Below are 13265 nucleotides of genomic sequence, written 5' to 3' on the forward strand. Positions count from 1 at the left end.
ATTTTTCCCTCTTTCCCTTTTCTCTTTCTTTCCCTGAAGAGTTTCTTTCTCTTTTCCGAAAAGAGAAAGAAAGGCTTCTTCTTAAAAGAAAAAAGAAAGGCTTCTTTCGAACCCCCGAGGTGCAGAGCACCACCAGATGTTTCTCAGCCTTTGTACTGGCGATGGGAGTCAACAATCGTATTTTTAAGGAGTTGCTCCGCAACCCCTTGCTTCTCTTCTTTTTCCGCCAGTCGCTTTTTCTTCTCTTTACAAGAGAAGGAAAAGGGCTGTCTCAAATCTGGCGCCTTAGTCCTCTTAGCTACCTCCGCATCTGGAAAACAACCCCCTTTTCATTTCTTTGAAGAGCCCTTTGAATGAAGTGTCCGGTAATGGTATACCTCCCTTGATTGTTTCGCCAGACGCGCCGTCTACCAGTATTTTATAAATATGCTTCTTGTAATCGTACTCAATGAACCATACTGGCGCGTGCACCAATTCGGTATCAATGATCTTGCAATCCGTATCTAATGATGAGAACAAGTCGATAGTATCTTCAAGAAGGTATTTTTGATGCATACCTACTTCCTGCCTAGCGATGTTTTCAGCTTCCTTCTCGTCAATTTCAGAGTTGAGAAATTTTGCGTTCTTCGAAATGTGCGCCAAGTTGAATTGCGTTTTTCCGCTTAATGGTATATGATACTCTTTTGTCGGGAACTCTGAGCTACGTCTCCCAAGCACTTTCCAGAAATATTCTTTTTTCAACTCACCATTTTTTGGGATGTTTTCTCCAGTTCTAGTAAAAAACCCAGAATATCTCGTCAGAGCTTCAAGATGTACGATGAAAAAAGGCAGGAAGACGCATTCTACACTTTTGATTATCGATCTCTTCGCTAAGTCATCAGGCTTGTAAAAGCCGCCTCCCATCCATTTCTTAACAATCTCTACCACATCCGCACTTTTATACCTCCCTGGGATTATCGAATGCTTTAAGAAGAATTTCTCGCCGAGCTTCATATCAGAGCCGCAATACTCACACGTAATTATAATCTCTCCAGGCACTACTTTGACTGGAGCGCCGCAGCTCGGACAGCTAATTTGCTGTACAACCTCTACCATACGAAATCTATATATCCCGCAATACTAATAATATTTTTTATGGGCTCACTCAGCGCGCTAGAGAGGAGTGCGCGTATCACAATATCATTAATTGTCGGCTTGCTGCTCTTTTTTATGATATCAGTGGACTATATCCTGCATTTTGTGTTTCGAATACCTTTTGGTCTTATCTGGTACAGCATAGTAATAATCGTGGCTCTAGTAGCATTGTTTATTTTCATTCAGTGGTATATCTCGCCAGCAATTGTGAGAAGAGCTACAGGCCTAAAAGAAGAGCACTATGTTTCCGAGAGGAGTAATCCATTTCTATACGATATGGTCAAACGGTTATGTGCGAAGTCAAACACGCCGATGCCGAGAGTAGCAGTGATAGACAATCCAACGCCGAACGCATTTGTATTCGGCAGGAGTGTAAACAATACTACGCTCGTCGTGCATAGTGCGCTTTTATCGAAACTGAACAAAGATGAGATTGAGGGTGTGATAGGGCATGAGCTAGGACACATTACCCACAAAGATGTTATAACTATGACTCTGGTTTCTGCAGTGCCACTGCTCACGTACATGGTTGCAAGAACGCTTTTTGGATTCCTAAAACATCCTAGAGGTGGTGGCAGGGGTAAGGGACAGGCATTATTGTTTGCAGTTATAGTGGGCGTGCTCTCCTACACGGTATATCTCATCTCTCAGCTGCTCGTGCTCAAGCTCTCAAGAACAAGGGAATACTATGCAGATGCGTACTCAGCTGGTGTTACAGGCAACCCTCACGGGCTGCGTTCTGCACTCACAAAAATTGCATACGGGCTTTCGTTAAGCAGAAAGGCCGAGCCGAGTGGTGCGAGGGCTTTTTATATTGGTGATCCTGTTAAAGCTGTAAATGATTACAGTCTTCTCAAAGAGAGAATGGACAGCTACGATTTGGACAAAGATGGCACGATTGATGAAAAAGAATTAGAAATTGCTGTAGAGAAAGAGGCGAAATCGCACTGGAGAAGGGCAAACGAGTTGTTCTCAACACATCCAGCAACTTATAGACGTATTCTCATGCTTATGGAAATGGAAAAAGAAATGAGATATGACAAGCGTTTAAAGGATATTTACAAGTTTATCTGAAGAACAGCTCTTGTTTTTTCTAGCTTGCTTACCCTATCACAACTTGCACTTTTCCAGATACATCAAGTCCCATAGGCACATCTAAATATGCACGCACATACCAATCTATTGTTTGGCTCATTCCGGTAATCAGTTTCAATATAGTGCCCACAGTACCTGGTGGAAGCATTGGTTGAGGTAGAGTCTCTGGGATTTTTATCTGAAACGTGTATTCTCCGCCAGTGTATTCTTTTTCGCCATCCAAAGGTATCTCAAAATTATAGATGGGGCGCGTTTCTCTACTCGAACGATAGCTACCACTACCAATGGTAGTTAATCCTCCGTGTTGCGTTGTTTTTTGCTGACCTATTAATGCAACTTTTAGAGCTCTCGCGCGAACTGGCTTCTTCAGTTTTAAAGATAGTCGCCCGCTAATCATCTCTCCTAGAACATAGTTGTATTTGTCCAGAAATACCTCAATTCTTCCTTTTCCAAACCCTAAAGGCATTTTTAATCATCTCTAAATCTAAATAATGTTTTGAATATATAAACCCAGTGCCGACAAGCTCACCGATAGTTTTTTTCACGCCAGTCGCATAAAGAAAAGGTGCAGTGTTTTTACCTTTTTAAGTTTCTTTCTTCTTACCCAAAATACCTAACGAGATTGTAGGTCTCGTACCATTTACTACTTTACCAGTAATCCCATCAACGCCAGCCAATCTATTTACGCCTTTGTGCTCGTAGCTCACGAACCATACTGGTATATGTACAAGTTCGCATTCACCAAGTGCAGTATTGAGATTTAAAGAATGAATTGTATCGTACTGATGTGAGAGCTCTTTTCTTACCTGCTCTCTTGCGAGCGCGTCAGCTTTTGCTTTCGCCTCTTCTTCAAGCATGTCGCCGTTGAGTATCTCAGCATCTTGTGGTATCTTGCCGATTGCAAATATCTCTTTCTCCTGCAATGGTATTTGATATTGATTTAAATCTATATCGCTAGCGCGCCTTGCAAGCATAAGTTCATAGTACTGCTTGCTAATAGGGCCGCTTGCAACTCCTCTCTGCCCGCCGCCAGCCATATCGTGAATCACACCGCCACCCAACATCAAGCCTATACCTCTCGAATCTCTCCCTTGCGAGCTTATTGTCTTACTGGCGCCAGCAGCTATTGCAGCTATAGCAGCGCCTTTAACAGCTAATTTACCCAGCCCTTTCAAAAAGCCTTTTTTGTCTTTCTCTTTCCACGCGTCGCTCATCTGCCTTACATCTGCAGTATAGCCTCCTGAGCTGGATGCAGAGTAATTGCCAGTGACCGTCACAGGTACTGTCCACACAGGTAAGTACTTAAGAGTTACTCCTGTGATTGTAGCTTCTTTAGAAACGCCAACCCTAAAAATACCTGAGTCCATCCATCTCTTTGCTACTTCTACTGCTTGCTCTGGAGTGATCTTGTTCAGCAGCATGCTGTGCTTGGAAATAAGCTTTGCAACTTCGCCACTGATAGTCATACTCGAGCCGCAATATTCGCAAGTAACTAAAGTAGCACCGTAACCCATTTTCAAAGGCGCACCACAACTTTCGCACATTATTGGTTTTTCCTGCTCTATAGGTGTAGCCATTATCATCACACTCCTTTTATTCTATTTTACTACCGCAATTAGGACAGAATTTAGCGCCCGCCTGCAGTTCAGCATTGCATTTAGGGCAGTTATTTACTAATTTTTCACCGCAGCTAGGACAGAACTTAGAGCCTACTTTTATATCTGTATTACATTTAGGGCAGCTCATCATACCAGGTGCGAGCATTTTAGCGCCGCAGTTAGGGCAGAATTTTACGCCTTCAGGCACGTCTGCATTACACTTTGGGCATTTAATAGTAGGTTTTGGTGGTTGCGGTACTTGTGCAGGCTGCTGCATAGCCTGTCCCATCATAGCTCCAATACCTAATCCGACGCCAGCGCCTGCACCTAAGCCAGCCATTGCTCCTGTAGCGTCGCCAGCGCCTGTAGCAGCGCCTACACCAACGCCCTCGATTGCTTTACCTGTTTGATATCGTATGTAATCAACGCCAAGCGCGCCCATTGCACCTCTTTTATCAATAGCTTCTTGTACTTCTTTTGGTAAATTAATATTTAAACCTGCAATTTTAGCAATCTTAACTCCGTACCTTTCCACGCTATCTGCTACTTTACTCAAAACAATTTGCTCTATTTCTTGCAAATATGCAGGCATATCCACGACAGCCATATTCTTATCGCGTTTCAGTTCGCCAAGTGCATCGTTTAGACACATTACAAGCTGGGCTTTCATCCATTCGATAACTTTATCGCTAGATGTAATTCTTTCAGTGCCTACAAACTGAGTTATAAACAATAGTGGATCAACAACTTTATATGCAAAATCACCAAACGCGCGGATTCTAACAAGTCCGAAATCAGGGTCTCTAAAAGCAAGCGGCTCTGCAGTGCCAAACTTGCTTCTAAGCTCTCTTCTCTGTAAATAGTAAATTTCGCCTAACTGCTGTATGCCTGTAACTGCAGCTACAAGTCTGCCCAATACAGGAACGTTTTCTGTGGTCATTGCAAATCTGCCTGGTCTGTCAAAAACATGCATTGCTTTTCCGTCTCTGAAAAATACTGCATATTCATCTTCCCTCACTACAACATTATCATTCCACTGGATGTTTCTAGGTATGCGGTACATTACATTTTCGCCTTTCCAAGCGTCTTCCCAATGAAAAGTTGCTCTTGCATCTGCTTTAGGGATATCACTCTTCCTAAACAAGAACACCATTTTTATCTCACACTCCTATTCCGCCAATTATTTCTATTCTTTTGTCAAAAGTCATATTAAAATCTTGAAGTACATCATTAACTGCGCGTAAACGTAGTGGGAGCTCACTTCTGCTACCACCAAGAATCGCTCTCTCCAAGCCTGCAACTTCTGCTCTTATTTTATCAATATCGCTGAGCAGCTGCAAATCCCATTCATAAAGTCTGTTCAGCTCTTCTACTTCTATTCTGAAATCGGCTGATATTCCGCTATAGCCTTGTTCCGCATGCCTTACGCGATTCTCGGTCTTCTGAATATTGTTTACAAGTCGTGCTGCATCTTCAAGCACTTCCAATTCCATTCTTTTAACCAAATCTTGTCTGCACCGCTCTAGTTGTGTACCTACATGCTTTAATCTATCTGCTAGTTGCGCTCTCAGCAGACTATCTGCTATCCTCAAATCTTCCCGTTTTCTATAACCTCTAAAGCCTGGAATTGCAAGCTCTATTTTTTTGAGTAGCCCTCTGTCTTCTTCTACTTTTTTACGTAAATCTACAGCCATTATTATTTACCTCCCTTTGATATTATCAAGCTGTAAGCCACAAGTCCTGCACTGAGTAAAATTACAATTATTGCTATTGCAAGCCAGAAAGCCACAAAGTTGAATACAACGGTAGTTAAAGAGCCAAATATTATTGCAAGCCCGATACCAAACCCCACAAGAGTTGGCATTCTCGAAGCAGAAGAAACTCTTACACAGCCTAGTGCTGTTAGCGCAAGACCTACGAACATAAGCCATAGTACGAGCATTTGCGAAAGAGTCAAAGTTCCTAGTGCCCAAAACGCTGCGAAAGTACCTAAAAGTATCCCAACAACGCCATAACCCATATAATATACGATATCAGATTTACCCCCAGCCATTTATCACACTGAGAACAACATCTGAATATGAAATATTAAAGTTTTCCTTTCGCGCGATTTGCTTTAATTACGATTTCAAAACAATTTCTATATTTACACCATCAGGTATTTGCAAGCGCATAAGCTGACGTAAAGCTCTTTCATCTGCATCTAAATCAATAACTCTTTTATGTATGCGCATTTCCCACCTATCTATAGTGCTTGTCCCACCGCCATCAGGCCCTTTTCTTACAGGCACAACAAGCCTTTTAGTAGGAAGAGGTATAGGACCCTTCATACTCACGCCAGTCCTCTCAGAAATAGCTTTTATCTGGCTACACACTTCTTCTACTTTCTGTGGATTAGTACCTGTGAGCGAGATTCTTGCTTTCTGCGGCATTTATTTTTTCTCGATTTCTATGCAAAGTCCAGCTGCTACTGTCTGACCCATATCACGAATAGCAAATCTACCCAAAGGCGGAAAATCTTGCGCCCTTTCAATAGCGAGCGGTCTGGTAGGCTTTATTTTTACAATTGCAGAATCGCCTGCCTTTAGAAACTCAGGCTTTTCAGGTAGTTCAGCACCTGTTTTTGGATCTAGCTTCTTTTGAAGCTCTTCAAAAGTACAAGCTACCTGCGCTGTATGGCAGTGGAATACAGGTGTGTAGCCTGGGGCAATAGCGCTAGGATGCTGCAAAACTATTATTTTAGCGATAAATGATTTTGCAACTGTAGGTGGATTATCTGCATGTCCTACAACATCGCCACGCCTTATCTCTTCTTTACTTACGCCTCTCACGTTAAACCCAACATTATCGCCAGGCTCTGCTTTGTCTATCTTTTCATGATGCATTTCTATAGTTTTCACTTCGCCTGTCACATTAGCAGGCTGGAATACTATTTTATCGCCCGGCTTTAGTACGCCAGTTTCAACTCTGCCTACTGGCACTGTACCAACGCCTGTAATTGTATAAACATCCTGCACAGGCAGTCTCAAAGGTAGTTTTGTTAGCTTTTCAGGTACTGTTAAAGTATCCAGAACTTGCATGAATGTAGGTCCTTTAAACCAAGCAATTTTATCAGATGGCTTAGTAATATTATCGCCAATATAAGCACTTATAGGCACGAATTGAGTTTTTTCTGGTTTGTAGCCCACTGTCTTCAAAAGTTTTTCCAATTCCGATTTTATAGCGTTATACCGCTTCTCACTATACGGGGGCGTTGTAGCATCCATCTTGTTTATTCCTACAATTATCTGTGGCACGCCAAGCGTTTTAGCAAGGAATAAATGCTCTTTAGTCTGCGCTTGGACACCTTCACCTTCAGCAGCAGAAACGATAAGAACAGCAGCATCTGCTTGACTTGTACCCGTAATCATATTCTTAACGAAGTCTCGATGTCCAGGGCAATCTATAATTGTAAAATAGTATTTGGGAGTGTCAAATCTCTTATGCGCTACATCTATAGTAAGACCTCTCTCGCGCTCCTCTTTCAATGCATCCATTACCCAAGCAAACTCAAAAGTAGCTTTGCCTTTGGCTGACGCTTCCTTCTTATATTCATCTATTACGTGCTGTGGCACAGTCCCTGTCTCTAACAACAATCTTCCAATAGCTGTAGATTTGCCGTGATCTACATGCCCTATGAATACTAGATTTAGATGCGGTTTTTCAGCCATATTTTATTCACCTGTATCAGTAATAGATTTTACTATTTATCTTTTTTTCTACCCTAACAGACGAAACATTAATAGTAGAGCAAAAAAATTGCCTTTACCAAATGAAAAAAACAACTGTAGAAGAACTTTTAGCGAAAGCGAAGAAGCCAGGCATAGAAGCGCTAAAACTGCATCCTTTTTATCAAGGCAAAGTGGAGGTAGTGCCTAAATGCGCTATTCGTGGGTTTGACGATTTCGCAATCTGGTATACCCCTGGAGTAGCAGAGCCTTGCAAAGAAATAAAAGATGATATTGAGAAAGTCTATGAGCTTACAAATAAATGGAATAACGTTGCTGTCGTGAGTGACGGCACAAGAGTTCTAGGTTTGGGAGATATTGGGCCACATGCTGGTATGCCTGTAATGGAGGGAAAAGCTCTTCTCTTCAAATATCTTGGAGGCGTTGACGCATTCCCAGTATGCCTTGCAACTAAGGATGCAGAGGAAATTATTGAGGCAGTAAAAATCATAGAGCCTTGTTTCGGAGGTATTAACTTAGAAGATATAGAGCAGCCTAAATGCTTCTATATTTTAGATAGACTAAGAAAAGAGATGGATATTCCTGTTTGGCATGACGATCAGCAGGGTACCGCTGCTATTACACTTGCAGCTCTTATCAATGCACTTAAGCTCGTAGGCAAAAAAAAGCAAGAAGTTCTTATTGCAATGATAGGCGCTGGCGCTGCTAATATATGCGCTGCTAGAATTATTATAAAAGCAGGCGTAAAGCCAGGAAATATAATAATGGCAGATAGTAAAGGTATTTTGAACAAAGATAGAAAAGAGCTTGAAAAAACGCATCCTGAGAAATGGGAGCTGTGCTTGAAAACTAATTCTGAAAACAGGCATGGCAACATTCCAGAAGCTTTGAAAAACGCTGATGTATGTATTGCAGCCTCTAAGCCAGGACCTGACACTATAAAAAAAGAATGGATTGCTGAGATGAACGATAACGCAATTGTATTCACAGAAGCTAACCCAGTACCAGAAATATGGCCTTGGGAAGCTAAAGAAGCGGGCGCTAGAATAGTAGCTACTGGAAGAAGCGATTTTCCAAACCAGATAAATAATTCTATTGGCTTCCCAGGCATTTTCAGAGGTACTTTAGATGTGCGCGCTAAAACTATTACTGATGAAATGTGTATTGCTGCTAGCTTCGAGCTTGCAAAATGCGCTGAGGATAAAGGTCTACATGAAGAATATATTGTGCCAACGATGGATGAATGGGAGGTATTTCCTAGAGAAGCAGTTGCAGTTGCACTAAAGGCAATAGAGCAAGGAGTTGCCAGAAAGTGTCTAACCAAGAAAGAGCTTTACGAAATTGCTTGTAGTGTAATAGAAAGAGCTCGAAATCTTACTAAAGTCAGTATGAAGGAAGGCTTTATTAAAAAACCTTTGTAATAAAAGAAAGTTTTATTACTCTTCGAGCAGATAGCTTTTTAAGATGATAAGCTACGATAGAATAAAAACTTACGTTAGTGGTTTAGATGAAAAGATGGAAGGCGGCATTCCTAAGCGCTATGTGGTACTTATCTCTGGACCTGCAGGCAGTATGAAATCTTCGCTTGTGTTCAACATTCTTTATAACAGTGCTAGAGAGCGTAAAATTAAGGGCTTGTATCTTTCACTTGAGCAGAGCAGAGAGAGCCTTATTAGACACATGCAGAAACTTAATATGAATATAGAAAATGTGAAAGACTATGTTACAGTAATGGATCTTGGTAAGGTTAGAAAGGAAGTAGGCGAAGAGGTTGTTGCAGCCGGCTTTAAAATAGAAGAAGGTCGTAAAATCAGCTGGATTCGCTCACTCAAAGATCAAATAGAGAATTACAAGCAAATGCTGAGATTTGAAATTGTAGTAATAGACTCGCTAGACGCTCTTTGCGCACTTTCTGTAATGGACAATCCTCGCAGCGAAATGTTCCATTTTTTTGAAGACTTGCGTAGTCTTGGACTTACTACCTTCGTAGTTTCTGAAATGCCTGGCGAAAGTAAGCTTTTCGGCAAATACGAAATTGAGAGCTTTCTAAGCGACGGTATAATTCATCTTGCAACTGAGAGAACTGGCAAAACAGTAGGCAGATATATTAGCGTAGTTAAAATGCGTGAGACAAAACACCCTACAGACTATTTTCCGCTTCTTGTTACTGAGAGAGGATTTGAGATTGTAACTAAGTGAGCTCAGGACACTTCATTTTCTCACCTTTATAAATCCACAATTTCAAAACTGACTTCCTCGCCTTTCGAATTATAAGCTTTCCAAGATTCTTCATTATAAGGATAGCTAACAATCAAATGCACTCCTCCAAACTTTGCAAATAACTCTTTATCAGGTTTTGAGGGCAGGAAAGAAGTTGTTGGATGCGAATGGATAGTACCTACAACTCCAAAATCTACTGGCAGCATATGCAATCTCAGCAAAGCGCCTTCGTTGCCAGAAATTGTTCCTGGAATCAATATCAGTTCGTTAATAACGAATTTTTCAGCTTTCAAAAAACCAGCAAACTCTTTAGGATGCTCTTCTTTAGAACATTCCAAAATCATTTTCAAAACTTTTCTATCAATTTTCCAGCTTGAAAATTCTTTTTTCTTAGAAAACAAAAATATCATTTCAATCTAACAAATTGTGCTTGCTTATCAGATATACTCATAGTTACTTTATCTTTAGCATTTAGCTTTCGCTCGTATTGACCGTCAATAGCAAGAATCCAATCTTTACCTTTAAGCAAAGAAATTTTAATTTCGCTCTCTGCACCAATAACCAATGGTTTGGCTAATTGCCTAAAAGGTGCTATAGGTGCTAGAACAAAAGCTTTTAGTTTGGAATCTATTACAGGAGCTCCTACGCTAAACGCGTAAGAAGTACTTCCAGTTGGTGTAGCTATTATAATACCATCTGCTGCAATTTCTTGCAAGTGCGAGTTTATTTCTACTTTGAAATTACAGATTTTAGCAACTTTTGCAGTATGCACTACAACTTCGTTTGTAGCATCTGGTAAACGCTCTTTACTCAAAATAGTTTTTAACTTTATTCTGCTCTCAATTTTATATTTACCTGCTAGAATTTTAGCTAGAGCATCTTTGAGATTTTCAACGCTTTGCACTTCAGCTAAAAATCCTACAGCACCTGCTTTCACACCAAGCAAAGGAACATTATAACTTTGCAAAGCTCTTAAAATAGTACCGTCTCCACCTATTGCGATCACAATATCTGCATTAATTAGATTTGAGAATTTCTTCCTGAGCTTTGAAGCTAAAGTTTTCTCAACCAAAACCTCAGCTATATCAGATAAAAACTCTATTGCTTTCTTGGCAATTTCTAGAGCATCTTTCCTATCTGTTCTTGCAACAATTCCTACCCTCATTTCATCAGCTCCAATGTTTTTTTACTACCGACAGCGAGCACATTTTTTCTTGTCTTAAGCTCAAATGCCATGTCTAGCAAATTAAATTTATCATCGTAGATTTCGCCGCCTGCCTCTCTTAAAATTAGAGCGCCTGCAGCTACATCTGTAACTCTAAGAGGATAGCCTGCCTGATAATAAGCGTCAAGTGCTCCGCATGCTACCAAACATATATCTAGTGAGGCGCACCCTAACGAGCGGAGCCTCCTTGCTTTTCTAGCGAGCTCGAAGCTTTTACTACTCGCATATCTGCTCAAATAAATAGAAAATGCTAAATCGTTAGGATTGAAATTTTTTGTCTTTATTCTTTTGCCGTTCAAATAAGCGCCTTTGCCTTGAGAAGCTTCAAACTCTTCGCCAGTAACTAAATTTTTTACGAGCCCGTACTCGATATCTGAAATTTTAGATGTTCCAACAGCTATAGAGACTGAATAGAAAGGAATACCGGAGATTGCATTGAAACTGCCATCTAGAGGATCGAGGACAATTGTTTTTTTACCACCGAAATCATGATAACCAGATTCTTCAGTAATAATATTAAATTCAGTTTGGCTCTTTAATAGCTCAAGAGCTTTCCTTTCAGCAACTGCATCTATAACTCTAGTAACATCATATTCATTACTTTTTAATATCTTGCTCCCTTCCACTAAGTCAACTTTACAAATAGCTTTCGATATCTCGTTTGCAAGCTCTTTTAATAATTTCATTGACAGTAAATAATAATTATTTATAAACAGATATAGATTTGGGAAGGATAAAAATGAAGACTGTCTGCGAAGTTAGAGAGCTAAAAGAGGGTGGCTATATAGTTATAGATGAAGAAGCTTGCAAAATAATGAGTGTAGTAACTTCAAAGCCGGGCAAGCACGGCGAAGCTAAAGCTAGGATAGAAGCTATAGGAATATTTGACAATCAAAAGCGTAGCATTGTGCATCCTGTAAAGCACAGAGTAGATGTTCCTATAATAGATAAACGCAACGCTCAAGTTATTGTGGTAATGGGTAAAAACGTACAGCTTATGGATTTAGAAAATTACGAGACTTTTGAGTTGCCAATTCAAGAAGAGTTTGCTAGCGCTATAGCGCCTGGAAAAGAAGTACAATACATTTCTGCAATGGGCAAGAGGAAGATAACAAGAGTTTGATTTTAGTAATGGATGAAAAAACCAGAAGTATATTTAGAAGCTAGATTAACTAAAGAAGACTACATAAAACTTATTAAGATAAACAATTCCAAACTTCATCGGTTCATTGCTAACTACATAGAGCTTTGTAATCCGGACACCGTTTTTTATATATGCCGATAGCCCGGGGGATTGGCTGTATATTAAAGATGCTGCGTTACGGAACGGCGAAGAAACTAAACTTGCTATTGATGGTCATACTCTACACTTTGACAGTTACTATGATCAAGCAAGGGATAGAGAGCATACTTGTATTCTTATCCCCAAATGGATTGAGCTAGGAAGTTTTGTAAGAACAAAATATCGTGAGAAGGCACTTGAAGAAATTCATAAAATTCTGATGGATATAATGAAAGGTCATGAATTGTATATCCTCTTTTTCTGTTTAGGACCTTTGAACTCAGAGTTTTCCATACTTTGCGTCCAACTCACAGACTCTAGCTGTGTGGCGCATAGCGAAAGGCTACTTTACAGACCTGGCTACGAAGAGTTTGTTAGGCAGGGTAATAAAGCATATTTCTTTAAATTCATACATTCTCAAGGCGAACTTAACGATATGAAAGTCAGCAAAAATCTTGATGAACGCAGGGTCTATATAGACCCATACGATGATACTGTGTACAGTACAAATACTCAGTATGGTGGTAATAGCATCGGCCTCAAGAAATTATCGCTTCGCCTAGCAATAGCCAAAGCTTCTAAAGAAGGATGGGGAACTACGTGCAGTCAATCCTGAGAAAGGAATGTTTGGAATAATCCAAGGTATAAATTCTAAAGATGATCCTCTACTATGGAAAGCTCTTCACAGCACTAACGAAATAATATTTTCAAACGTATTGGTTACTGAGAATGGTAAGGCTCACTGGCTTGGAAAAGACTGCGAAATTCCTAAAAAGGGTTTCAATCATTCAGGTAAGTGGTGGCTTGGTAAGGAAGACGCAAATGGCAGAGAAATACCGTGCTCGCATCCAAACGCTCGATTTACATTCGAATTGAAAATTTTAGAAAACTTAGACTTATTAGCACTTGAGAATCCTAACGGCGTGGTAATCAAGTAAAGCCCACCCACCTACACCCCTAGATTAGGTGGTAGCACAGGTTCT

General features: G+C 40.4%; 18 protein-coding genes. 7 read left to right on the forward strand and 11 right to left on the reverse strand.

The genetic code is table 11. The features are described 5' to 3' along the window. On the forward strand, positions 1-341 hold a 341-nt coding region (locus QMD21_05390; GenBank protein MDI6856197.1), incomplete at its 5' end, for a hypothetical protein. Here the strand turns inward: QMD21_05390 and QMD21_05395 are convergent. Then, a complete protein-coding gene (locus tag QMD21_05395) occupies positions 295-1095 on the reverse strand; it encodes a hypothetical protein (GenBank protein MDI6856198.1) in 801 nt (266 codons plus the stop codon). The two genes, QMD21_05390 and QMD21_05395, sit on opposite strands and share 47 nt — an antisense overlap. A gap of 39 nt (positions 1096-1134) precedes the next feature. Between QMD21_05395 and QMD21_05400 the strand changes: the two genes are divergently transcribed. Next, complete coding sequence (locus QMD21_05400; protein MDI6856199.1) at positions 1135-2208, forward strand: M48 family metalloprotease; 1074 nt, start codon at positions 1135-1137, stop codon at positions 2206-2208. A gap of 28 nt (positions 2209-2236) precedes the next feature. Here the strand turns inward: QMD21_05400 and QMD21_05405 are convergent, their stop codons facing one another. From QMD21_05405 to tuf, 7 genes are all read right to left on the reverse strand, one after another. Further along, positions 2237-2695 (reverse strand): hypothetical protein, encoded by a 459-nt coding sequence (locus QMD21_05405; protein MDI6856200.1) that lies wholly within the window; start codon positions 2693-2695, stop codon positions 2237-2239. 118 nt (positions 2696-2813) lie between these two features. After that, the gene (locus tag QMD21_05410; GenBank protein ID MDI6856201.1) at positions 2814-3806 is read right to left on the reverse strand and encodes a hypothetical protein; all 993 of its coding nucleotides are present in this window, start codon (positions 3804-3806) and stop codon (positions 2814-2816) included. Between the two features lie 16 nt (positions 3807-3822). Next, a complete protein-coding gene (locus QMD21_05415) occupies positions 3823-4980 on the reverse strand; it encodes an SPFH domain-containing protein (GenBank protein MDI6856202.1) in 1158 nt (385 codons plus the stop codon). 7 nt (positions 4981-4987) lie between these two features. Further along, positions 4988-5521 carry a hypothetical protein gene (locus tag QMD21_05420; protein MDI6856203.1) on the reverse strand — a complete coding sequence of 178 codons (534 nt, stop codon included), beginning with the start codon at positions 5519-5521 and terminating at the stop codon, positions 4988-4990. Positions 5522-5523: 2 nt separating this feature from the next. Then, positions 5524-5880, reverse strand: coding sequence for a hypothetical protein (locus tag QMD21_05425; GenBank protein MDI6856204.1), 357 nt, complete (start codon positions 5878-5880; stop codon positions 5524-5526). A 67-nt stretch (positions 5881-5947) separates the two neighbouring features. Continuing rightward, positions 5948-6259, reverse strand: coding sequence for a 30S ribosomal protein S10 (gene rpsJ, locus QMD21_05430; protein MDI6856205.1), 312 nt, complete (start codon positions 6257-6259; stop codon positions 5948-5950). Then, positions 6260-7537, reverse strand: coding sequence for a translation elongation factor EF-1 subunit alpha (tuf, locus tag QMD21_05435; protein MDI6856206.1), 1278 nt, complete (start codon positions 7535-7537; stop codon positions 6260-6262). Between the two features lie 101 nt (positions 7538-7638). Here tuf and QMD21_05440 point away from each other — a divergent pair, with 101 nt between their 5' ends. Beyond that, positions 7639-8976 (forward strand): NADP-dependent malic enzyme, encoded by a 1338-nt coding sequence (locus QMD21_05440; GenBank protein ID MDI6856207.1) that lies wholly within the window; start codon positions 7639-7641, stop codon positions 8974-8976. Positions 8977-9019: 43 nt separating this feature from the next. Then, positions 9020-9754: an ATPase domain-containing protein gene (locus tag QMD21_05445; protein ID MDI6856208.1), complete on the forward strand. Its 735-nt coding sequence runs from the start codon at positions 9020-9022 to the stop codon at positions 9752-9754. Between the two features lie 26 nt (positions 9755-9780). Here QMD21_05445 and QMD21_05450 read toward each other — a convergent pair whose 3' ends face one another. The 3 genes from QMD21_05450 to QMD21_05460 are packed head-to-tail and all read right to left on the reverse strand — an operon-like array spanning position 9781 to position 11686. Beyond that, positions 9781-10185, reverse strand: a complete 405-nt coding sequence (locus QMD21_05450) for a Mov34/MPN/PAD-1 family protein (protein ID MDI6856209.1) — start codon at positions 10183-10185, stop codon at positions 9781-9783. Continuing rightward, positions 10182-10940 (reverse strand): NAD(+)/NADH kinase, encoded by a 759-nt coding sequence (locus QMD21_05455; GenBank protein ID MDI6856210.1) that lies wholly within the window; start codon positions 10938-10940, stop codon positions 10182-10184. The genes QMD21_05450 and QMD21_05455 overlap by 4 nt, the downstream gene beginning before the upstream one ends. Next, a complete protein-coding gene (locus QMD21_05460; protein ID MDI6856211.1) occupies positions 10937-11686 on the reverse strand; it encodes an inositol monophosphatase family protein in 750 nt (249 codons plus the stop codon). The genes QMD21_05455 and QMD21_05460 overlap by 4 nt, the downstream gene beginning before the upstream one ends. A gap of 53 nt (positions 11687-11739) precedes the next feature. On the opposite strand from QMD21_05460, the gene QMD21_05465 reads away from it, so the two are divergent. The 3 genes from QMD21_05465 to QMD21_05475 all read left to right on the forward strand — a co-directional run bounded on the left by QMD21_05465 (position 11740) and on the right by QMD21_05475 (position 13220). Continuing rightward, positions 11740-12123 (forward strand): translation initiation factor IF-5A, encoded by a 384-nt coding sequence (locus QMD21_05465; GenBank protein MDI6856212.1) that lies wholly within the window; start codon positions 11740-11742, stop codon positions 12121-12123. Positions 12124-12271: 148 nt separating this feature from the next. Next, positions 12272-12898 carry a hypothetical protein gene (locus tag QMD21_05470; protein ID MDI6856213.1) on the forward strand — a complete coding sequence of 209 codons (627 nt, stop codon included), beginning with the start codon at positions 12272-12274 and terminating at the stop codon, positions 12896-12898. A gap of 7 nt (positions 12899-12905) precedes the next feature. Next, positions 12906-13220 carry a phosphoenolpyruvate carboxykinase domain-containing protein gene (locus QMD21_05475; GenBank protein ID MDI6856214.1) on the forward strand — a complete coding sequence of 105 codons (315 nt, stop codon included), beginning with the start codon at positions 12906-12908 and terminating at the stop codon, positions 13218-13220. Positions 13221-13265 lie beyond the last annotated feature (45 nt).

The organism is Candidatus Thermoplasmatota archaeon (assembly GCA_030018475.1).
GTDB lineage: Archaea > Thermoplasmatota > JASEFT01 > JASEFT01 > JASEFT01 > JASEFT01.